Annotated in this window: 20 protein-coding genes; 9 read left to right on the top strand and 11 right to left on the bottom strand. The window is 71.6% G+C overall.

Translation table 11 applies throughout. The features are described 5' to 3' along the window. Positions 1-145 precede the first annotated feature (145 nt). The 3 genes from WMF36_RS20470 to WMF36_RS20480 form a co-directional block, all read right to left on the bottom strand. Positions 146-1657: a metallophosphoesterase gene (locus WMF36_RS20470; protein ID WP_437581300.1), complete on the bottom strand. Its 1512-nt coding sequence runs from the start codon at positions 1655-1657 to the stop codon at positions 146-148. 760 nt (positions 1658-2417) lie between these two features. Continuing rightward, on the bottom strand, positions 2418-3032 hold the full coding sequence (locus WMF36_RS20475; RefSeq protein WP_437581301.1) for a hypothetical protein: 615 nt from the start codon (positions 3030-3032) through the stop codon (positions 2418-2420). 704 nt (positions 3033-3736) lie between these two features. After that, positions 3737-3979: a hypothetical protein gene (locus tag WMF36_RS20480; protein ID WP_437581302.1), complete on the bottom strand. Its 243-nt coding sequence runs from the start codon at positions 3977-3979 to the stop codon at positions 3737-3739. 148 nt (positions 3980-4127) lie between these two features. Here WMF36_RS20480 and WMF36_RS20485 point away from each other — a divergent pair, with 148 nt between their 5' ends. Next, positions 4128-5147 (top strand): hypothetical protein, encoded by a 1020-nt coding sequence (locus WMF36_RS20485; protein WP_437581303.1) that lies wholly within the window; start codon positions 4128-4130, stop codon positions 5145-5147. Positions 5148-5254: 107 nt separating this feature from the next. Here the strand turns inward: WMF36_RS20485 and WMF36_RS20490 are convergent, their stop codons facing one another. From WMF36_RS20490 to WMF36_RS20505, 4 genes are all read right to left on the bottom strand, one after another. Next, positions 5255-6376: a hypothetical protein gene (locus tag WMF36_RS20490; protein WP_437581304.1), complete on the bottom strand. Its 1122-nt coding sequence runs from the start codon at positions 6374-6376 to the stop codon at positions 5255-5257. 147 nt (positions 6377-6523) lie between these two features. Beyond that, the gene (locus WMF36_RS20495) at positions 6524-7702 is read right to left on the bottom strand and encodes a hypothetical protein (protein ID WP_437581305.1); all 1179 of its coding nucleotides are present in this window, start codon (positions 7700-7702) and stop codon (positions 6524-6526) included. Then, positions 7699-9054: an RNA polymerase sigma factor gene (locus WMF36_RS20500; protein WP_437581306.1), complete on the bottom strand. Its 1356-nt coding sequence runs from the start codon at positions 9052-9054 to the stop codon at positions 7699-7701. The genes WMF36_RS20495 and WMF36_RS20500 overlap by 4 nt, the downstream gene beginning before the upstream one ends. 113 nt (positions 9055-9167) lie before the next feature. Further along, positions 9168-10064 carry a hypothetical protein gene (locus WMF36_RS20505; protein ID WP_437581307.1) on the bottom strand — a complete coding sequence of 299 codons (897 nt, stop codon included), beginning with the start codon at positions 10062-10064 and terminating at the stop codon, positions 9168-9170. A 551-nt stretch (positions 10065-10615) separates the two neighbouring features. Between WMF36_RS20505 and WMF36_RS20510 the strand changes: the two genes are divergently transcribed. Further along, positions 10616-11206 (top strand): Uma2 family endonuclease, encoded by a 591-nt coding sequence (locus WMF36_RS20510; RefSeq protein WP_437581308.1) that lies wholly within the window; start codon positions 10616-10618, stop codon positions 11204-11206. A 218-nt stretch (positions 11207-11424) separates the two neighbouring features. Here the strand turns inward: WMF36_RS20510 and WMF36_RS20515 are convergent, their stop codons facing one another. Together WMF36_RS20515 and WMF36_RS20520 are read right to left on the bottom strand one after the other, a co-directional pair. Further along, positions 11425-11637, bottom strand: coding sequence for a Uma2 family endonuclease (locus WMF36_RS20515; protein WP_437581309.1), 213 nt, complete (start codon positions 11635-11637; stop codon positions 11425-11427). 107 nt (positions 11638-11744) lie between these two features. Next, the gene (locus WMF36_RS20520; protein WP_437581310.1) at positions 11745-12125 is read right to left on the bottom strand and encodes a hypothetical protein; all 381 of its coding nucleotides are present in this window, start codon (positions 12123-12125) and stop codon (positions 11745-11747) included. A gap of 421 nt (positions 12126-12546) precedes the next feature. Between WMF36_RS20520 and WMF36_RS20525 the strand changes: the two genes are divergently transcribed. From WMF36_RS20525 to WMF36_RS20545, 5 genes are all read left to right on the top strand, one after another. After that, the gene (locus tag WMF36_RS20525) at positions 12547-13422 is read left to right on the top strand and encodes a DUF6445 family protein (RefSeq protein WP_437581311.1); all 876 of its coding nucleotides are present in this window, start codon (positions 12547-12549) and stop codon (positions 13420-13422) included. 86 nt (positions 13423-13508) lie between these two features. Further along, complete coding sequence (locus tag WMF36_RS20530) at positions 13509-13658, top strand: hypothetical protein (RefSeq protein ID WP_437581312.1); 150 nt, start codon at positions 13509-13511, stop codon at positions 13656-13658. Positions 13659-13865: 207 nt separating this feature from the next. After that, complete coding sequence (locus WMF36_RS20535) at positions 13866-14405, top strand: 2OG-Fe(II) oxygenase (RefSeq protein WP_437581313.1); 540 nt, start codon at positions 13866-13868, stop codon at positions 14403-14405. 82 nt (positions 14406-14487) lie between these two features. Further along, positions 14488-15798, top strand: coding sequence for a hypothetical protein (locus WMF36_RS20540; RefSeq protein ID WP_437581314.1), 1311 nt, complete (start codon positions 14488-14490; stop codon positions 15796-15798). Between the two features lie 89 nt (positions 15799-15887). Then, a complete protein-coding gene (locus WMF36_RS20545; RefSeq protein ID WP_437581315.1) occupies positions 15888-16379 on the top strand; it encodes a type II toxin-antitoxin system RatA family toxin in 492 nt (163 codons plus the stop codon). A gap of 5 nt (positions 16380-16384) precedes the next feature. On the opposite strand, the gene WMF36_RS20550 is transcribed toward WMF36_RS20545, so the two are convergent. Then, positions 16385-19231, bottom strand: coding sequence for a helix-turn-helix domain-containing protein (locus WMF36_RS20550; RefSeq protein WP_437581316.1), 2847 nt, complete (start codon positions 19229-19231; stop codon positions 16385-16387). A 112-nt stretch (positions 19232-19343) separates the two neighbouring features. Here WMF36_RS20550 and WMF36_RS20555 point away from each other — a divergent pair, with 112 nt between their 5' ends. Then, entirely contained in the window at positions 19344-19922 is a 579-nt protein-coding gene (locus tag WMF36_RS20555; RefSeq protein WP_437581317.1) for a prolyl hydroxylase family protein, read from the top strand. A gap of 16 nt (positions 19923-19938) precedes the next feature. Here the strand turns inward: WMF36_RS20555 and WMF36_RS20560 are convergent, their stop codons facing one another. Next, the gene (locus tag WMF36_RS20560; protein ID WP_437581318.1) at positions 19939-20799 is read right to left on the bottom strand and encodes an NAD-dependent protein deacetylase; all 861 of its coding nucleotides are present in this window, start codon (positions 20797-20799) and stop codon (positions 19939-19941) included. A gap of 323 nt (positions 20800-21122) precedes the next feature. On the opposite strand from WMF36_RS20560, the gene WMF36_RS20565 reads away from it, so the two are divergent. Next, a complete protein-coding gene (locus WMF36_RS20565) occupies positions 21123-21734 on the top strand; it encodes a cytochrome c-type biogenesis protein (RefSeq protein ID WP_437581319.1) in 612 nt (203 codons plus the stop codon). The last annotated feature ends 9 nt before the right edge of the window (positions 21735-21743 follow it).

A 21743-nucleotide genomic window follows, 5' to 3' on the forward strand; every position in this document is an offset into this window, starting at 1 on the left:
CCGGCGCCCTGGTCGCGCCGCGGGAGCAGCTCCCCGCCCGCTCGGCCGCCGGACTGCCGGGGCGGGCGGAGCGTAGATCAATGGCGCGCGGCGAGGGCGTGTTTCTACGCCGGTCAGCGGTCGTGTCCCAGGGCCGCGAGCGGCCTCATGCGGCGGGACGGAAGCTCGCCGTCCTTGGCACCCGTTGCCCGAAGATGCCGGCCAGGAGCTCCCCCCCGCCGTAGTAACAAAGGTAGCCGGCCAGGGCGAACTTGAGCAGCACCGCCGACGCGGGCAGCGAGAGCAGGACGAGGCTGGCGAGCATCGAGCCGGCGCCCACGGCGAAGAGCCACCTCGACTCCACCATTCCCTTGAGCACGACCGACGCCGCGACGCGCAGCGCGCCGGAGATGAACGCCCAGATGCCGACGAGGATCACGAAGACCTCGACCATATAGCCGCGACGGAGCACCACGAGGCCGAGCAGGAGGCTCGCCACGCCGCGCACGAGGGAGAGGAGACGCCGGACGGTCGGCTCACGCGACGCGCCGAGGAGCGACAGGGCGCCATCGAGGAGGGCGTACGCCGCGAAGGCCGAGACGAGCAGGCGCCACCCCGCGGACGAGCCCTGACCGACGGAGATCGTCAGGACGCCGGCGCCCACGGAGAGCGCGAGGACGCCTTGAGCGATGAGGACCCACCGGGAGCGCTCCGGCCGGGTCGGCTTCGGGAAGAGCGTCCTCGCCGCGGAGAAAGCCGCGGTCACCGGGTTCTTCGGTGCCGCGGGCGCGCGGCCGGGCCCCGCCTCCGGGAGCACGACGGGCATCTCGCGCTCGATGGCGCGACCGTCCTTCCACTCGAGATAACGCACGTGTCCGTCCGGAGAGATGCGAAGGAACGAGTTGCGGGGCCCGGTCCACGAGCCGCTGTTGAAGTACCAGTCGCCGATGCGACCTGGCTTGTGGGTGTGCCCGAGCACCGTCACGTCGTATTCGCCCTTGTCGAGTTCTGCTCGGACCCCGACCACGTGCTCGCCGAGCCGGTCCGGGTTCTGCGCCGGCGTCAGCTCCGAGGTGGGGCGCACCTCCTTCGTTACGCCCTGGCTACGGTGAACCGTCGCCAGGGAGCGCTTCCAGATCGTCAACATCGAGTCGCCGAATTGCTCGAGGACATCCTCGACGCTCTCGCCGCTCGTGAGGAGGGGAGAGCCGTTCTGGTCCTCGAAGACGCCGGCGAAGATGGAGAGCATGCGGCCGAAGCCCGGGTCGTCCCCGGCGTTGAACGGATCGGTCTCGTGCCCGTGGCAGAAGCGGAACCGTTTGCCCCCGAGCTCCCGGACGAAGGGCGCGCGCATGCAGGCGAAGAAGGGGTGATGGAGGAAGTCCGTGTCGATGAAGTGCGCGAGGTCGATGTCGTGGTTGCCGGGCACGTAGACGAGCCTCAGCGTGGCGAGCTGGTCGAGGAGCGCCCGCCGCTTCACGAGCAGGAGGCTGAGGTTCATCTGCCAGAGCTCGAAGAAGTCGCCGAGGACGAAGAGCTCGCCTCCCTCGCTGCCCACGTGGTCGAGGAATGCGCGCAGCTGCGGCGTCTTCTTGCCCGAGTCGAAGTTGTCGCGCGCGCCGCCGTCACCGATGTGCAGGTCGCTGATGACGAAGATGTCCCTGGCTGCGCCGTCCATCGCCTTGCTCCAGGGCCGAGCGATCCCGCGATGAGACGGCCGCGCCCCCACGCCGCATGCGTCGCAAACTGCGTGCCGCGACGGTGCGCAGGGGGGCGAGCTCGGGTCGAGCAGGCGAGCAGCCGTCGGTGGGTCTCGGCAAACCGCATGCGGCCGCTCGCCGACCGTCCACCGCGCCGGGCTGCACTCCCGAGCAAGCCGGGCTGGTGTGACCGGCTCGTCCCCCCTCGGCGTGCGCGCGCCGGTCGCCAGCGCGGCCGCCGCATGGCTCGAGAGCGACTGCACGCATGGCTGACCGCTGTAGCCCTGGCCCGCGGGAGGTGCCATCGCGGGCCTTCGCGCCTCCTTACGTCCGGGGTGTCCCCTTCGTGTGGTGTGTGGTTGGCATCGATCGATGTCCCGCGTATTCTCAGCGTCCGCTACAATCGTCCAAGCTCAGGCGCGCCATGATACAACCTGCATCGATCCGAAAATTTGCGATGTCGACTCTCCTTGCAACAGGAATCGCCGGCTGCACTGAGACGTACCTCTGCCCCTACGAGAACACGTACTGGGCCTGCACCTACGAAGTGCAAGTTTCGACGTGCGATTGCTTGGAGGAGGTATGGGAGTTGAGTTGTACGACCGATGCGAAGTCAGCCGCTGACGAGATAGAACCGCTGATTCGAGAGAGGCCGGACGTCGAAAGCTATCGGCTGATAAAGTGCCAAGATCTGGGCCATTAGCACTACCGCGGCCACCGGCGCAGCTCCGCCGCGTGCTACGCGAGACAGCAGAACGTCGACGGCTCGGCCGGCAGGATCTCCCCGACCGGCTCACCGCCGCTCGGCGTGCAGGAGCCGGGATCGACGGCGACGACCTCCGCCGACTTGCTGCCGAGGGCGACGCCGGGCGGCGTGACCCCGCAGAACGGCGTCGTCGAGCTCACGACGGCTGACACGAGCGTCTCCGTGCACGCGCCGTCGCTGAAGACCGAGGCCATGATCGTGCACGACGCGCCCTCCGGCGCCCCGCAGCCGCACTCGGAGCAGCCGCGGGCGTCGTCGGCGCCGCCGAAGAAGACGTGCCTGTCCAGATAAGGGCTCTCGCACGTGACGTCGCCCTCGTGGAAGATGCACGTCAGGAAGCCGCCGGGCGGCGGGACCCCGGGCTGCCCGGGCGACGGCATGCAGGTGCTCCGGTCGTCCGCGCACTCCGTGTAAGCGCCGGGCAGGCAGGCGAGCGCCCGGGTCTGCCACGGATCGAGGCGAGCCGGCGGCGGCGGCTCGTCCACCCGGGGCGTGCAGGTGGCGGTCACCAGCACGGTCGGCGCCTCGACGGAGAGCGACTGCACGCACGGCTGCCCGCCGCAGTCCTGGCCCGCGGGAGGTGCCATCGCGGGTCTTCGTGCCTCCTTACGTCCGGGGTGTCCTTACCCTGTTCGCTCCAGTCTTCTCATGCAATTCATCTTGACCACGGTGAGCCGCATGGCTATCCAGCGCTCGTGTGTGCCATTCGGCTTGATTGTCCGAGCGGACGTGCGCCGTGAAGCGCGCCATCGCCGATCGCCCTCGGCTGCTACTGCTTCCTCTCGGGCTGCTGCCGGTGGCATTGACTCCTGGGAACATCAAGCCCCGTGGTCGAATCCTGATACAACAAAGGGGAGATCGCGGTTCGATACCCATGGTCGCCGGTTGAAGGCAGGGTTCGGCCACGGTGCGGCCACCACGTCCTGGGTAGGCTCGATCAATGTCCCGCGGATTCTCAGCATCCGCTACAATCATCCAAGCCCAGGCGCGCCATGACACAACCTGTATCGATCCGAAATGTTGCGATGTCGATTCTTGTTGTAACCGGAGTCGCCAGCTGCACTGCTCCGGAAGTCCACTCCTGCTACAACTGGGGAGAAACGATCTGGCTTTGCACCTACGAAGTGGAAAGATCGATGTGCGACTGCTCGCTGAATCAAAGGCAGACCGAGTGGGCTTGCGCTACCGACCCACAGATGGCCGCCGGCAAGACAGAGCCTCTGGTTCGAGTTACGCCGGGCATGGAGCGCTATCGCTTAATAATGTGCGTGGACACGCACAACTCGCATCCTCAAATGTCGGTGCCAAATTTTTCAGCGCTGCCGCTCTGCGATGCCGATCCAGGCGACGGCGAATGCGCGAAATGTGCAAAGACATCATGCTGCGACGAATATGAGGCATGCTCTGGCGATCCAAGTTGCGTTTGCTGGGTCGACTGCCTGGCAAGCGGGAACACCGTCGCGGCCTGCAGCCTGCCAGCCCAATGCGGCAATATGAGGGGGGTCACGACGAGCATCAGCGCATGCTTGAGCACCCTATGCCCTGAGCAATGCCCTGACCTTGGCCACCTGAGTGACACGTTGATGTCCCTGCCGGAGCGGAGTATCGAAGCCGGTGGTGCCCGGCCGTAGGACGCATCGTGCATACGGTCTTTTTGAATCTCAGCCTGGACAGGGTGCCTGATGCGTAGAGTCATCGAGTCGTCCGAGCGCGCGCCTGTTGCGGTGCTGGGATACGAGCTTGCGAGAAAATATGATGATCGCATCTTGATCGGCGCCCTATCGAAGAGACTCGCGCTTGACGGTCGCGATAGCCTCCAGGCGTTCATCTTGAGGAGTGTGGAGCGAGAGTCCGCAGGGCCGTGGACACGCGCGGTGTTCTTCGCGCAAGCGCTTATTGGTCGCCTGCGAATTGAGGACCGTGGTGATCTCGCCGATGCGCTCGTTTCGTTGCTCAGCGGCGAGTCACCGGAAATCGATCCCGTGCTCTGGCTGAACGAAACCCACGCGTTCATCGCGACGAATCGCAAACTGGTTGAAGCGTACCGCGCCCGCGGGCTCGCGGCGCGCGCGGATGAGATCGCGGACCGCATGTGGGTCCACTTTCGAGTCCCACTTATCCAGCGCCTCCGTGCGGATGGAGCAAAAGACCTTGCGCAGACTATTAGCACCACATGCTACGCGATTGAGCATCCAGCGTGGAAGGAGGAGCCGCCCAAGAGAGAGCCCCAAGGCAAAGATCCCCGAAGCCTTGCCGCGTGCCGAGAGCCGCCTCCCGAGATTGCCGCGCTCTTGTCCATGATTGACGCCCTTGTCCATGCGCATCCGGCCGATGTGCTGGCTTACGCGGCAGTGGCGAGGATTCGCGACGAAGGTCGCGAGCCCCTCGCGGCATCGATCATGATGTTCTGGGCGCGCGAGATGGCTGGACCGCTGGTCGATCCCGCGCAGCTCGCGCGCGAGCTTGTCGATGAGCTCCGCGCGTGTGGGCATGATGAGCCGGCGGATTCTATCTCCGCGCTCGTCTCCAGTGCTTCGATTGGGCGTGACCCGTGTGAAATCATGGCGCTTTGGTTGCACGAGCTCGCTGGACCGATGGTCGACCCGAGGCCTCTCGGCGTCACGCTGGTCGCTGCCCTCCGCAACGAACGATTCGAAGAAATCGCGAGTCGGGTTGAGGCCTTGCTTGCCACGAGTCCGTGAGCAGGGTTGAGCGCGTCTCCGCGCGGCGGAGCAGGTCGACCGCAGGCGCGGAGAGGCGGCCCGGCGCCAACCACGAAATGGGCCGCCCCGCGCCGGCCAGGTCGAGCCTATGCCAGGCAGCAGAACGTCGACGGCTCGGCCGGCAGCATCTCGCCGATCGGCTCGCCGCCGCTCGGCGTGCAGGAGCCGGGATCCACGGCAACGACCTCCGCCGACTTGCTGCCGAGGGCGACGCCTGGCGGCGTGACCCCGCAGAACGGCGTCGTCGAGCTCACGACGGCTGACACGAGCGTCTCCGTGCACGCGCCGTCGCTGAAGACCGAGGCCATGATCGTGCACGAAGCGCCCTCGGGCGCCCCGCAGGCGCACTCGGAGCAGCCGCGGGCGTCGTCGGCGCCGCCGAAGAAGACATGCCTGTCGAGATAAGGCTCCCTGCAGGTGACGTCGCCCTCGTGGAAGATGCACGTCAGGAAGCCGCCGGGCGGCGGCACCCCGGGCTGGCCCGACGAGGGCATGCAGGTGCTCCGATCGTCCGGGCACTCCGTGTAAGCGCCCGGCAGGCAGGCGAGCGCCCGGGTCTGCCACGGGTCGAGGCGAGCCGGCGGCGGCGGCTCGTCCACCCGGGGCGTGCAGGCGGCGGTCACCCGCACGGTCGGCGCCTCGACCGAGAGCGACTGCACGCACGGCTGCCCGCCGCAGTCCTGACCCGCGGGGATCGCGTTCGCGGCGGTGCAGGCGCCGTCCCAGCCGTCGGACGCCGAAAAGGCGGTCTCGACGCTGCCGGGGATGTCGCCAGCACACGTGGTCGCGTGCGCCGACCAGCCCAGCGGGAGCTCGCACGAGGTCGACGCCGGCGGGTCGCACAGGCAGGCCGCGCAGGCGAGCGGCGCCGGCGCCAGGTCGGCGAACCCTTGGTAGCCGACGTTCGGCGCGGCGGCGGGGCAGTCCGGCGCCTGGTCCGGCGGGCCGTACCAGAGGAGCGCCGGCCCGAACCAGCCGAGCGGCGCCGGCGAGACGCAGTTGCCGGCGCAGGCGCTCTCGTCGCCGCCGCCTGCACCGCCCTCGCCGCCTGCACCGCCCTCGCCGCCGGCCCCGCCGCCACCTTCCTCGGGCCACGGGCACCCTGGATTGCCGTACTCCTGAGGTTGACAGGGACCGTAGACGATCGGATCTGGGCCGCAGCCCGTCAATAGGAACAGCGCCACGAACGTGCAGGAGAAGATGCGCATGAGGAACAAACTACCTGAGGTAGCCGTGGGCATACAATGGACACCTTCCGACATAGTATCGTTCACATCAGTCATTGCCGACTTCTGAGACAAATTATCACCGATTCTTCCATCTCGACGAGAACGCGCCGCCGCGCGGGAGCTCGCTCAGTAGGTAGCCGTGATACCCAGCCCGAGCGCTGCCGCGAGCGGGGCGGAGGACCAGCTGGGGGGTGCAGGAGCTTCGCTCCCGTCGCTCTGACGCCGGAGCCGCGCATCTTCCACGATCCAGATCGCCTCGGCGTGGCCGTGCACAGACCACCTGTCCGAGAGCGGCCATGCGCTGCCAAGCCGCGCCCCTATCCCGAGCAGGGTCTTGCTGCGTACATGCATGTTCCACGGATCCTGCGGGACGAACCGGACAGCACCGAGCGTCGCGAGCCCGCAGCCGAACATGAAGTGACCGCGACGGCAGGCCACGGTGGCGACCGTGAAGGCCGTCGTGCTGATGTCCATGTCGGCTACCTCCTCCGCGAGCGAGACGAGCCCCCGCCCCTCCACGGCGACCGACCAGCCGGACCAGCGCACGCCGAGGGCCAGGGTCGTTCCGGCCGCGACCCCAGGCGTGATCCCCAGTCCGACGGTCGCCCCGAGCCCCGCCTCGAACCGCAACGGCTCGGGAGGATCCGCCGTCGCCTCCTCTCCCGAAGCGATAGGCGGCTCCGGCACGCCCCGGTCGGACGGCTCCGGCGCCGCGCGCGCCGCATGCGTGGGCGGAAAAGGCCCCGGCGGACCCTGCGGAGCCTCCGCAGGCGGCGGAGGCCCGGGCGGACCCTGCGGACCTTCCTGCGCAGGCGCACGCGGCGAAGGTTCACGCGACACCCGCGCCGCCATGCTCAGGAGCCGCGTTGCGATGGCGAGACCCATGCCGGCGACGAGCGCCTCGCAGGCTCTGCTGGTGCTGAACCCGTCGGCCCACCCGATCTCCCCCTGGCCGTCGCGCAGCGCCAGCGAGGCCATGAGCTCGGCCCCATGACGCTCGATCCTGGCCGAGATCAGGAGCGGAGCATCGTCCCGGAACGGGTCGGCGCCGGCCACCCGTGCCACCTCGGCGCGCAGGAACGACGCGTCAGGGCAGTGTTCGGCGCCACGCCCGCGCACGTACTCGAGGCGCGCGGCGCTCGGGCGCAGCCCCGGCTCGGCGTGAGCTTCCCCGGCGGAGAGCGGGCACGCGGCGCCCAGAACGGCGGCGCCGGCAAACGCCGCTCGCCGGGCATGGCGGAGAGGCCCCGTGGCACGGAGCGCGAGCCGCGCGCGCTGCGCCCGTTCCTCGTGAGGCCGGCTCATCGCGACGGCTCCTCCCTCGCCGCGCCACCGGCCGGGCCGGTCCGGCGCATCTGCACGAGCTCCCGGAGCCGCTCGCGCACGGACCTCAGACGGCCGCTCGGGAACCGCTGCTCATGGAGGGCGAGCTGCCGGAGCGCCCCGGCGGAATCGCCGGCGGAGAGCATCGCCTGCGCCGTGTCGAGCACCCGGTATTCCTCGGCGAACGAGTCTCCCTGCGCGGGTGCCGGCGCCGCTGGACGCGGCGCCACATCGCGCCGGGAGGTCACGTCGGGCGGCGGCGCGCTGGGCGGCGGCGCCGGCCTCTCCTCCGGCGCCATCTCCACGTCGCGGGAGAGGCGCACCCGGGGCAGCTCGGTCGCGAGCACGCCGAAATGGTCAGCCCAGAGCGGTTGCGGCGGCGCGAACACGATCAGCAAGGCCACGGTGCCTCCAGCGCCCGCCACGCTCCACCCGACCGCGCGTCCCAGCTCACCCAGCCAGGTGTGCGGGCCCGCGAGGCCCGCTGGCGCAGGAGCGCCCGCGAGCCCCGCTGGCGCAGGAGCGGGTGGCGCGAGCGCAAGCGGAGCCGACAGTGGCGGCGCAAGAGCGGGCGGCGAGGCTTCAGGCGACAAGGGAGCTGGCGACGCGGCTTCAGGCGGCGGGGCTTCAGGCGGCGCGGGCGCGATCGCTCCGGCGTCCTCGTAGACCAGAAACGCCGAAGCCAGCGGGAACCCGAGCCAGCATCCACGCAGCGCGTCTCGCTGCTCCGGGCGCAGCCGCTGGATGGCAGCGTGGTAGTCCTCGCGGGCGAGGCGCAGCCGGTTGGTCGCCGTGTTGTAGTTGATGCCCAGCTCTCGCGCGATCTCGACGAGCGGCACCTCGTACGCCTCGTGAAGGACCAGGAGGAGCCGCCGCTCCGGGGCCAGCGTCCAGAGCACGTCGATGACGAGCTCCAGCCGCTCCCGCTCCACGGCGCGCTGCTCGCTGAGCGGCGCGGGATCGACGGGCTCGCCGCGCGGCGCCGGGAGCAGGCCGCTCGGCACCTCGCGGCGGCGATGGGCGCGGTCCAGATAATGGCTCACCTTCCGCCACGCGATCCCGAACACCCACCGCGCCTCGGCGCTGCGGTGCTGGCGCCATGCGTCCCGGCCCGCGGGATCGGCATCGTCCTGGGGCGGGCACCAGGTGGGGTCGAATCGATCGAGGGACCGGTAGGCAGCGAGGAGGACCTCCTGGAGGAGGTCCTCGATGTCAGCCTCGGCCACGCCCATCAGACGGAACGCGCCGGGGAGCGCTTCCACTGCGGCTGTATGAAGGGCGTTCCAGGTGCGTTCGCGGGAGGTGCCGGCGGGGGGCGAGAGAGATGCGCTCATATCCCCTTAATTACGGGGGGCTCTCCGGACCCGTTTGTGTTCGCCGTGGCTGCACGCGGGGCAGCGGCGATGCGCGCGCATAGCCCGCCGCGCGGCGGGCTATGCGCCGCGGCTCACGGAGACGGCGCGATGGCGGGCTGGGCCGGCTGCGCGACGGCGCCGCCGCTCTCGTCCACGCCCGGGTCGTCGCCGCCGCCCTCCTCGGCCTCGACCTCCGCGGCCACGTCGGCGGCGGCGGAGCGCGACAGGCGCGACTGGAGCTTCGGGGTCACCTCCTCGAACGCTTCGCCGTGGAAGTAGTACGCGATCTTGCGCAGATCCGCGTACCGCCGGACCAGGAGGGTCCAGAGCCGGTCGCGCATCTTCTCGGCCTCGCTGCGCTGCCTGGCGACGGGCCGGCGCGCGCCGTCGGGGGTGAGGGTGTCGAGCAGCCACTCGCTCGCCTCCCGCAGCTGGTCGAGCTCCTCCTGCGTGAAGGGGTGCTTTCCGCGGAGCGCGCCCGCGTGCTCCTCGTACAGGTGGGCCAGCGCCATCCCGTCGCTGGCCAGGTCGTACTTGCCGCTGCCGGCCCGGATCTCCGCCACCACGTCCTTCGGCAGGAGTCCCCGCTTCGCCAGCGTCTCGGCGAGCGTGAGCATCGGCTCGCGCAGCTCGGTCACGATGGCCAGCTTCGCCTCGATCTCGCCGGAGCTCGCCGGCTTCGCCGTGACGCGCGTGGCGGCGAAGACAAGGGCCCGGCCGAGGTCCGGCAGCGCGAGCACGTCATCGAGCCGCAGCTCCGGCAGCGCTCGCCGGATCCGCGCCGGATCCGCGCACGCGGCCTGGACACCGCGCTTCACGTTGGCAAAGGCGATGCGCACGTCCGCCCGACAGACCTCGATCTCCCGCTCGGGAAGCTCCGCGGCCAGCGGGGCATAGCGCTTGTAGCAGGCGTGGTAGGTCGTTGTTGCCGTGGGAGCCGCCTTGGGCGCCTTCCCGGTGGGTTCTTTGTTGGTCTTGGCTTTGGCCATCTCGAGAACGTAGATCGAGACAAGCGCGGCTGTGGCGCCACATCGCCGCCGGATGTGTGCTCTGAGGAGCGCAAGATCTCGACGCGATGGCGCGATGGCGCGATGGCGCGACGGGGGGTGGGCTGGGGATCGGAGGTGCAACGCCTCGCCGGGAGCCCGAAGCGGGTGCGTCGGTGGTCACATAGTGTCATTTCGCAGGCAGATCTGTAAACGGCGGGACACACGTAGTGTCATTTCGCAGGGCCCGCTGAGAATACCGGTGGTCACGTAGTGTCATTTCGCAGGCAGATCTGTAAACGGCGGGGCACACGTAGTGTCACCCGGCGCGGGGTGGCGGTGGTGGAGCGATCCACGTGTCCTCCGCTGGCGCGCCACCCGGCGTGTGAGGGAAGCTGGATCTCCGCCTTGTTCCGCACGCCGCGCCGCGCGTCCCCGGCTCCACGTTACCGATGAACACCGCCCGCGCCGATGAGCGGCCCGGCCCCGGCGCGCCGCCCCGGCCCGCTCCTCACCGCGTTGCCCAGCCGCGCGCCCCCGGGCAGGCTACGCACATGGGTCAGCCCACCGAAACGCAGCGCCGCGCCACGTACGCCGACCTCGAAGCCGTCCCGCCGAACAAGGTGGCGGAGCTCGTCCGCGGTACCCTGCACGTGTTCCCTCGGCCGGCGCCGCGACATGCACGGGCGTCGTCCAGGCTCGGGGGGAAGCTGTCCGGCCCCTTCGATCTGGGCGAGGGCGGACCTGGCGGCTGGCACATCCTGGACGAGCCAGAGCTCCACTTCCCCGATCCCGAGGCGCCCGGCGAGATCGACGCGCTCGTGCCCGACCTTTCGGGCTGGCGCGTCGAGCGCATGCCGGAGCTGCCCGACACGGCCTACTTTGCCCTCGCCCCGGACTGGGTCTGCGAGGTCCTGAGCGCTTCGACGGAGGACGTCGACCGCGACGAGAAGATGCCGATCTACGCGCGCGAGGGCGTGCGGTACGCGTGGCTGGTCGATCCCATGAAGCACACGCTCGAGGTCTACGTGCTCGGCGAGGATCGTCGCTGGGGGCCCGCGGTGGTCCACCGCGACGCCGCGCGCGTGCGCATCGCGCCCTTCGAGGCCATCGAGCTCGACCTCTCGGTGCTCTGGGCGAAGTAGCTGGCCGCCGCGCTGGCGAGGACGGCGGCGACGATCTGTGCCTCGAGGCCCCCTTGAGCGACAAACGGGTTGAAACCCCGAAAAAAAAGCAGGAATTTCACAGGGAGGCGAGGAGGCGGGGAGCGAGAGACGGCGAGAGGGAGAGATTCTTTTTTTTCTTCCTCCCCGCCTCCCCGCCTCCCTGTGAAAATTCTCCGGGTTTCTACATGATTGGTGTTCTAGGCGAGGGTGGGCTCCTCCGCGCAGGGCCGCCCGCGGAGATGCGCACGTAGCTCGGCGCCGACGCTCACGCACAGGCGCGCATGCGCCGGCGTTCCGCCGGCCATTGCGACGATCTCGCCGTTCAGGAACTCGTGCTTCGTCGGGCTCGCCCGCTCCTGATCGAGATACTCGGCATACGTCCAGAGAATCTTGCGCGCCGGCTCGTTCATGGTCCTGCCGAGGATGCCACGCGGGCTCCTCCAGGAGCCAACGCTGCACGCGAGCCTCCTCCGACGGCCGGGTCGTCACGCCGCCTCCACACAGGCCCCCCGCCAGCTCACTTCGGCTGCGTGGCCCGCAGCGCCTGCTGCTCCTCCTCCTGCTTCCGATGCGCCTCGATCACGGCGTAGCCCGCCGCGGCCGCGGCGGACGTGCGGCTCTGGGGCTGAGCGGCCGGCGCCGCTCCAGCCGGCGGTGGCACGGCGTAAGGGCCGGCCGGCGCCTGAACCGGCTCGCACACGCAGCCCGCCACGCCGCGGTCCACAAGCACGAAGGCGGACATCCGCATCCCGAGCGCGTAACAGGAGCTGGCGCAGTGGGTCGGCCCGCGCTCCGCCGACTCGAGCTCGGCTGCCGTCTGATACCCCCGGTTGCAGCCGCCCAGCGCGAGCGCCGCAATAGCCGTGAAACCGAACACGAACGCCGATCGGTGAGCCATGAACGGCGGACTACCTGGGTGCTCGCGAGACGTCAACGGACCGGCGCGCACCGCACCGGCGGCGAGCTCCCGGTCGCTCAGCGCGTGAATGCCCGGCGCATGCCCAGCGCAGCCCGGGCAACGCCGATCCATCGAGCGCACAGCCAGAGGGCGCAGCGCGCTCATCGCGCAAGACAAGCCCGCGAGACCTCGCATCACGCGGCCGGCCTTTCGCCGCCGGCTCTTCATCGTCTTGCGCGCCTCGGTTTGCTCTCTCACGCAACGGTTTGCTGAGGGCGCGTCGAATCCCGCGGAGGACACGGAGTGGCATGCGGCGTGCTCTCCCTCGACTCGAGCTCGATATGGCTCCCCAGCACCGGCCGCGAATCGCCGCCGGCCGATCGCCGCAGCCAACGCCACCGGCGCGTCGGCAGGCGGCCTCGTGGGGATCGCGCGCGCCAGAGGAAATGCCATGACCGTCGAGAACACGAATACCCAGTTCATCGTCGCGCAAACGGACGCACACGCCAACGGGGCGCCGGCACCGCGCACGAAGGCGGCCGTCGACGCGTTTCCCGCCCGCGCCTGGGGCGTGCAGACCGCCGAGCCCGAGGTGGTTTCGGCCGCCCCGTTCTGGCGAGGAATTGGGTATCGCGGTCGAGCCCGCTCGCCGCACATCCTCGTCATCGACGATTTCTTCGCCGATCCTCGGGAGCAACGGCGCATCGCCCTCGCACGCGAGTACGAGCCCGAGAAGCGCGCGGACGCGAACTACGGCGGCCGCGACGCCATCGAGACCGAGCCACTCAAGGGCACGCACCTCACCGCGGCCCGCGGAATCGCCTCGATCCTGGGCTCGAAGATCAAGTTCTTTCCATTTTACCGCATCAACACCGCCGGCACGCACGATCGCGGCCGCGCGAACATCCACTTCGACGACTACGACGGCGGCATCGTCTACCTGAATCCGCCGGAGCAATGCGAGGCCCGGGCGGGGACGCACTTCTGGCGGCACAAGCGGTTCGGCTGGGAGTCGTGCCTCGACATGCGCGTCGCGCTGCACGGGCACACGGGCGCCCAGCTCTCGGACTTCTTCTGGAACGAGCTGAAGGGCGGGCGGGATCCGAGCGATTGGGAGCCGACGTTCACTGTGCCCATGAAATGGAATCGCCTCGTGCTCTTCCGCGGGGACTTGTTCCACTCCACGGGTCAGTCGTTCGGCAGCACGAAAGAGGACGCGCGCCTGATTCAGGTCATTCAGTTCGAAATCATCGGCGAGCACGCGGGGCCTCCGCGCCGTGTCATCGCCCAAAAATGACGGGGTGTCCGGGCACCCCGACACGTCGGGGCCGCATTCAGCGCGCCACCGGCGATGTATCGCCCGGATCGAATCGAGAGAGCACCATGGAAATTCACGAACAGCTCAGCACCGAGAGCGAGAACGTCAACGAGACCGCCGCCGCTGTGGGCGTCGAGTACCTCTCCGACGAGGAGTACGCCCAGGCCGTCTCCGACATGTACCCGAAGATCGGTGGCGGCCGCCCCACGACCTGATCGCGCAGGCGTCGTCGCGACGGGGCTTTGGCCCCGTCGCGGCCGGCGGCGAGGCGTACGGCCCGTCCGCGCCCTTCGCCCGCCGGCCCGGAGCGGACCACGGAGTCAATCATGCAAGCTGTCACCGCATCGGCGGAGCGCGCGATTTGTCGACACCCATCGTCCTTGGACGCGGCGACCTGCGCTGCGTTGTGCGCGGAGATGCGCGTGGCCAGCGGGGCCCCCGGCTCCGTCCTCAATCCACGGTACGGCGCGAGCGGTCCGAGAGAGATCGTCGACGTCGCCGCGCGGAAGGCGTCCGAGGTCGAGGTGTCTCCGGAGAGCCGAGCGCTCGTGCGAAGGCTGTTCGAGCGCGCGATCGACGGCATCGCTCGCCACACAGGCTTTCGCGACCTCGCGCTGCGCTACGAGCACAAGTTCCTCGTCTACAGGCCCGGCGATCATTTCATATTTCATCGCGACCGGGACGACGCACCGGACGACCCGCCGTACGTCCGGGAGCGAAGGGTGAGCCTCGTGCTCTATCTGAACGACGCCACCGAGGCGCCTTCGCCCACCACGTTCGGCGGCGGCGCGATCCGGTTCTTGGCGCACGACCTCGATCCCATGGAAGCGAGCCACCGGCGGCGCGTTCTCTCGCTCTCACCCACGGCGGGCCTCCTCGTCGCGTTCGATCCCCGCGTGATGCACGAGGTTCGCCCCATCACGCACGGTGAGCGGTGCACCGTCGTCAACTGGTTGTATTAGCCGCCCGGAGCGCGCGCGACCGGAGCGGCGCCCCGAGCGCATGCGCGACGGGCGGAGCGGCCCCTTCCCTGGGCGAGTCGACATGAACGAAAGAAACGACGGAGCGGCGAGCGCATCGCTCGCTGCATGGCGATTGAACAGCTCGTTGAGCCTGAGCGTCACGTGCGGTGTCCGCCTGGCGAACCGCCCATACGCGCGCTTCCGCATCGACGTCCCGAAGGACCTCGCCCTCGTGCGGTGGCTGCTCGACGCCCTCGCGCAGGGATCGAGCGGCCCGGGCGAGCTCGACGGGGACGCGTCCCTCGCGGTGCTCTCGGCCGCCGCCGAGAAGGGCCTCGTCGTGACGAACGAGACGGACCCGGGCGAAGCGGCGCCCTTCGCGTGCGACCTGGACGACCCGACGCTCCTCGACCTCGTGCCGGAGGCATCGCGCGCGGGCAGCGACGGCGACGGCGCCGATCTCGTGCTGAATCCGGCGTGCGTCGTCCAGGCGGAGGTCACGCTCCCGCCCGCGCTCGTCGGCCGTGTTCGCGTGGATGCCTCGCTCCGCGCGCGCACGCTCTCGGACGACCCGATTCGCAACCACGTGCGCGCCCCGCTGGCCGGCCTGCCCCAAGGGCTCGGGCCGCTTCGCGACGGCGCGCGCGTGTGGTTGCAGCATCCCGTCATGGGCATCTGGCAGCCGTTCGAGGCGTCGACGCCGCTCGCGCACATGCTCCGCCGCATCGCCGGTGGCGAGCTCGACCCCGCGTGCCTGCCGGCGGCGACGCGGACGCGGCTCGCCCTTGCCCACGTCCTGGGCCCGCCCGCCTCGTTCGACGGCGCCGCGCGAGAGGCCCGGATCACCGCCATGCGCGAGAGCCTCGCGAAGAACGGAGTTGTCGTGCTGCGCAGCCTCGTGAGCCCGCTCCTGCTCGCGGCCCTGCGCAAGCACTACCGCGGCCTCGAGCGTGCCGGTTACCTCGAGACGGACAGGACGCAGGTGAAGGACGGGCGCGACGGGATCTACTGCGAGCTCGCGGGCCTCTTCCTGCAAGACCAGCTCGCCCAGCTCATCAACCGCATCGTCCCCACGCCGGTGAAGCCTTCGTACTGTTGGTTCTTCAAATATCGTCCTTCGGCCGTTCTCTGGCGCCACACCGATCGCGCCCAGAACCGGTGGAACGTGTCGTTCGCCGTGGATGCCCATCCGCACGTGGACGAGAGCTCCGCGTGGCCCCTCTTCATGCAAGTGGGCGACGAGGTGCACGCGGTTCGCCTCGGTGCCGGAGACGCCGTGCTCTACAGCGGCACGGAGACTCCCCACTGGCGCGATCCCCTGCCGGCGGGCCAGACGGCGAGCATGTGCCTCCTTCATTATGTCGACGAGCACTTCACGGGCACCCTGGGCTGATCGCGATCCGACTGCGTGGCTGGCACGCCTGAACGGCCGTCGCAGCGCGCGCTCGCCATCGCGATCCCCACGGCCCTATCCTGAGCGCCATGCCCACGATCCAGAGCACCGCCGAGATCGACGCCGCTCCCGACGAGCTCTTCGCGCTGTCCCAGGACCACGATCTCCGGCTCGAGTGGGACCCGTTCCTCCGCGAGATGCGCTTCCGCGGCGGCGCGACCGAGGCCGCCGTCGATGTGCGGGTGTGGGTGCGGGCGAAGAACGGGCTGTCCATGGAGGCCCGTTACATCACCCTGAACCCGCCGGAGCAGGTGGCCATCACCATGGTCGACGGGCCGCGGATCTTCCGCCAGTTCTCGGGCGCATGGCTCTTCAAGGCGCTCTCGCCGCGGCGGACCCGCGTCACCTTCCGTTACAATTTCACAGCGCGCCCGCGGGTCCTCGCGCCGGTGCTGGAGCCGGTGATGGCGGCCCTGCTGAAGCGCGACGTCGAGAAGCGCCTCGCCGGGCTCAAGGCCAGCGCCGAGACGACGGACATCCTGCAGCGCCTGCAGCGCCGCGGGACGACGGCGGCGGCCTGACCCGCCTACCTGAACCGCGCCTCGCTCTCCGGGGTCGGCCCGAGCCGCAACAGCGCCTCCCGCGACGCCGCCGCCTCGGGATGGCGCAGGCGCCGCCGCAGCGCCGCCGCCCCGGCGAGCAGCTCCCGCCCGCGCGGCACGTCCCCCTCGCGCGCCGCCGCCACGCCCGCCCAGTGCAGCGCGTCCGCCCTCGCCCACGCGTCCTCGCCCGCCCACGCCACCGCCGCGTCGGCGAGCGCCACCGCAGACGCCGCCTCCCCCGCGCCGCGGGCCAGCGCGCACCGCGCGGCGACCACCGCGAGCCGCGCGCGGAATGGGCCGAACCCGCACGCCTCCGCGACGTGCAGCCCCTCCAGCGCCTGCCGCGCGCCGTCGTCGAGCCGGCCGCGCGCGAGCGCGAGCCGCGCCGCGAGCTCGTGGCACCGCAGCGCGACCTCCACCTCGCCCGTCGCCGAGGCCCAGCGGCGCGCCTCGACGAGGTGCGCCTCGGCCGACGCGACGTCGCCGTCGCCGCCCTCCAGCAGCGCGAGGCCGAGCAGCGTGTGGCCGTGCGCCACGTGCCCCTCCCAGCCGCGCCGCCGGCACGCCGCGAGGTTCCGCTCGGTGGCCTCGCGCGCCTCGTCCCGGCGCCCGAGCGCGAGGGCGTGCTCCGCCTCCCAGAGCGCGCGGCGCGCCACCGGGGCGTCGCCCATCGCACGCAGCAGCGCGAAGCGCTCGCCCGCCGCGTCGACCTCGCCGAGGTCGTGCAGCACCGCGGCGAGCAGCGCCACGATGCGCACCGTCTGGCCGCTGTCCGAGGCGCGCACGGCGCTCTCGACGCGCCCGGCGATCTCCGACGCGCGCTCTAGCAGGCGGCGCGCCTCGGTCAGGTTGCCCCGCAGCCGCTCCGTGTACGCGAGCGTGCGCAGGCCGGTCGCGAGCGGCGCGGGGTCGGCGAGCGCCCCGGCGATCTCGTTGTGCGCCTCGTAGCAGGCGCAGGCGAACGCGAGATCGCCGAGCGCGCCGGCGTAGAGGCCCGCGTCGTACGCGAGCGACGCGCGCACGCGCGCGGGCAGCGAGGCCGGCATGCCGCGGGGGTCGTCGCCGCCGGCGAACGCGCGCAGGAGCCGGGCGCCGCGCGCCATGTCGCCGAGCTGGAGCCCGAGGTGCGCGAAGCCCCCGAGGCCGAGCGCGTAGATCTCGTACGCCTCGGTCGCGCGCCCGGCGCCGAGCAGCTCGGTGACGATGGCCTCGTATGCGTCGACCGCCTGGCGCTCCCGCGGCGCCCGGCGCGGCGCCTCGTCGAGGCGCGGCGGCGGCGCGGCGCTCCCGGCGGCGTGAATGCGATCCGGCGGCACGCCGAGCAGCGACTTGAAGTGCTGCCGCACGAACGGGTGCGTCGAGTGGCAGAGCTCGCCCTGCCGCGCCGCGAACACGAGCCCCAGACGCTCGAGCCGCGCGAGCCCGCGGGCGAGCTCCGCGGCGCCCCACCCCGCCATGGCGCCCGCGATCTCGCCGCCGGCCCGGACCAGCTGGAGCAGCGCCGCCTCGCCCGCGCCGCCCGGGAACACCGAGAGGCGCGCGAGCAGGTCCCGCTCGCCCGGGGGCAGCGCGCGCGCGTAGGCCGACAGCACCGAGCTCAGCCGGCGGGCGAGGACGTCGTCGCGCTCGGCCTCGGCGAGGTGCGCCGCGCGCGCCGCCGAGAGCCGCCCCGCGTCGCCGCCGAGGAACGCGCCGACGTACGAGCCGACCACGGCGACCGAGAGCGCGTGGCCGCCGGTGCTCTCGAACAGCGCGCGGAGGGCGTCGTCGTCGCTCTGGATGCCCCAGCGGCGCATCAGCGACGCGGCGTCGCCCTCGCCGAGCGACTCGGGCCGGATCGTCGAGAGCCCGCCCTCGGCCCAGGCGGCCAGATCCGCGAGCTCGAAGCGCGACGTGACGAGCGCCCGCGCGCCGCCGAGCCCCGCGGCAAGCGCGCAGAGCAGCCGCCGGACCAGCGCGTCGTGGAGCTCGCCGTGCGCGCGGCCGGCGCCCCCCTCGGCCTGCACGGTCTCGAGGCCGTCGAGCACGAGCAGGTGCGGCGGGCCCTGCCCGAGCGCCTCCTTCAGCCGCGCGAGCTGCTCGCCGGGCGCCGCCGGCGGCCGCGGCGCTGCGCCGGGGCCCGGCGCGAAGTAGACCGCCGCCTGGTCGAGGAACGCCTCGGTCCTGGGATCGTCGTAGAAGCTCCAGACGAGCACCCCGCCGGGCCGCGGGGCGTCACCGAGCCCCTGGAGGAAGCGCTCGGCGATCGCGGTCTTGCCCGCCCCGCCCACGCCGAGGAGCGCGATCACGCGGGGGGAGGGCGGCGAGGCGCCGGCCCACGCGGCGAGCCGATCGAGGATCTCCCCGCGCCCGACGAAGTGCCGCGCCCGCTGGAGCGTGTGCGCGTGCAGCGGGCGCCACGCCGGGGCGGCTCCGTGCGCCGCCGTGGGCGCGATCGCCGGCGCCTGTGCCTCTGCGGCGCCGGTGGGCGCCTCTGCTGCGCCGGCAGGTGCCTCCCCCGCCCCGCTCGCCGCAGCGTCTCCTCCTGCCGCCGGCGCCTTCCCCGGCGCGACCCCCGCCCCGCCGACGAGCAGGTCCGCCTCGGCGAGGCCGAGCTCGGCGCCGAGCCGCTCGAGGATGCGCCGACGGGACGGGCTCCGGACCGAGAAGCCGAGCCGCGGATCGTTGACGGCGCCCGACTCGTAGCGGCGGTAGGTCCGCACATCGACGCCGATCGACGCGGCGACCTGCTCCTGCGTCAGGTCGAGCTCGAGCCGCGCCCGCAGCAGGAGCGCGTGGTTGAAATGCGCCGCGGGCTCCGCGCCGCGGCCCGCCCTGGGGACCTGTGCCATCGCTGCGAGCCCTCGATGTTCGGCGATGCCCTGCCCTCCTGTCCACCGCGCTGCCCGGTCCTGCCCGGTCCCGCCCTTCCGGATCCGGTCCGCCGCGACGCAGGGTTCCCGCATGAGCAGCACGATCCACGCCGAACGACCCGCCCAGCGGACCGCCCACGCGGACGACCTCCGCGTCTTCACGGTGACGAACCTCCTGTCGCCCGAGGAGTGCGATGGCTTCATCGCCCTCGCCGAGGCCCGAGGCTTCGAGCAGGCGCCGATCGGGGGCACGGACGTCGTGAACCTCGAGGTGCGCAACAACGGCCGCATCCTCCTCGACGACCCGGCCCTCGCCGTGAGCCTCTGGGAGCGGCTCGCGCCGTGGACCCCGCCGAGCTGGTGCCACCACCGCGCCGTCGGGCTGAACGAGCGCTTCCGCTTCTACCGGTACACCGAGGGCGAGTACTTCAACTGGCACGGCGACGGGTCGTTCCTGCGATCGGACGGCGAGCGGAGCCTGTTCACCGCGATGCTCTACCTGAACGACGACTTCGAGGGCGGCACGACCGACTTCTGGGGCGGCCGGAGCATCACCCCGCAGCGCGGGATGGCCCTCGTGTTCGAGCACCGGCGGCTCCACCGCGGCGCCGCCGTGACGCGGGGGTGCAAGTACGTGCTCCGCTCCGACGTGATGTACCGGCGCGACTGACCCCGGCGCGGCGCCCTCACCGCGGTGAGGACGCGCCGGCCAGCGCCTCGGCGAGGCGCGGCAGCACGTCGCCCGCCCGGGCCTCGATCTTCAGCGCGCCGAGCTCCTCGCCGCGCGCCGACCCGAGGTTGACCATGGCGATCGGGATGCCCCGCTGCGCGGCGCGCAGCACGAAGCGGTAACCCGAAAAGACCGCCAGCGACGAGCCCACGACGAGCAGCGCGTCCGCGGCGTCGACGAGGGCGAACGCCGCGTCGACGATCGGCCGCGCCACGTTCTCGCCGAAGAAGACGACGCGCGGCTTGAGCGGGCCGTCGCAGCGCAGGCAGGGGGGCGCCTGGAAGCCGGCCACGCGCTCGGCAGGGAGATCGGCGTCGCCGTCGGGGGCGATGTCGGCCGCGAGGCGCAGCCAGCCGGGGTTCCGCGCGAGCAGCCGCGCCTGGAGGGCGGCGCGCGGCTCCATCGCGCCGCACGCGAGGCAGGCGACCTCGGAGAGCGTGCCGTGCAGCTCGATGACCCGGCGGCTCCCGGCGGCGTGGTGGAGGCCGTCGACGTTCTGCGTGATGAGGCCCTCGAGCAGCCCGTCCCGCTCGAGCCGCGCGAGGGCGCGATGCGCAGGGTTGGGCTCGGCGCGGGAGAAGCGCTCCCAGCCGATCACGGCGCGCGCCCAGTAGCGCTGCCGGATCTCGGCCGAGCGCGAGAACTCCCGCCCCTGGATCGGGTTGCGCGCGCGGCGCCGCGTCTCGGGCCCGCGGTAATCCGGAATGCCGGACTCGGTGCTGCACCCCGCCCCCGTCAGCGCCACGAACCGCTTGCCGCGCAGGAGCGCGATGAGGTCGTCGACCGGATCCGCGAGGAGCGCTTCGCTGAGCGGCATGGGCCGGTTTGTGACCCGTTCCAGGGGGCGCCGCCAGCCGCCGGCCGCCCGCGCGCCGGCGCGACGCTCGGCCCAGGCACGGCGCCCCTCCGGGCCCGCCCGTCCAGGCACACGCCCCCGGAGCGACGGATACGGGCGCTGCGCAGAAGAGCTGGGACGGGCAGGCAGGGAGTCGTGGCGCACGCCGGCAATGCGTCACGCTGTCGCACCTCATCAAGCGATGCAGCGGTATCCCGGCCTTCAGGCGGCACGCGGGCGGGTCGCGATGAGCGCGACATCGTGTCGCAGCGCCCTGGCGAGCGGCGCCGCTAGGCTCGTTCGCCATGATCCAGCGAGAGCACGGCAGATCCGCGAATGCCCCGGCCCATTCCACTCATGGGGCGCGCGAGGTGAGCTCGCCATGGCGCCTCCGGTTGCTGTGCGGCGCGCGCTGGCACCGCGCGGCGGCGCTGGCCGCCTTCGTCGCTCTCGTGGCGATGAGCGATAAGGCCGAGCCCGCGACGCCCAGCCAGGCTGCGTCCGAGCTCGTGGATACGACGCCGGCGCCCGGCGAGCGGGCGCTCGCAGGGCGCCTGCTCGCGCCTTGCTGCTGGGATCAGACGCTCGATGTCCACGAATCGGAGGTGACGCGCGATCTTCGCCGCGAGATCCGCGCGCGCCTCCGCCGGGGCGAGGGGGCCGGCGCCATCGAGCAGGACCTCGTCGCACGTTATGGCGACCGCATCCGCGCGGCGCCCTCGTCAGGCACCCTCGGCAAGGTCGCACTGGGATTGATGCTGGGCATCGCGGTCGCCTTTCTCGGGGTCATCGCCCTGCTGCGCTCGTGGAGGCGCAGCACAGCGCAGACGGCTCCTTCGAGCGGCGCCACAGCGACGGCCCTCCGCGACGAGTACGACGAGCGCCTCGACAACGAGCTCCGGGAGCGCGACGCGTGAGCGCATCCG

This window comes from Sorangium sp. So ce887 (assembly GCF_051521455.1).
GTDB lineage: Bacteria > Myxococcota_A > Polyangia > Polyangiales > Polyangiaceae > Sorangium.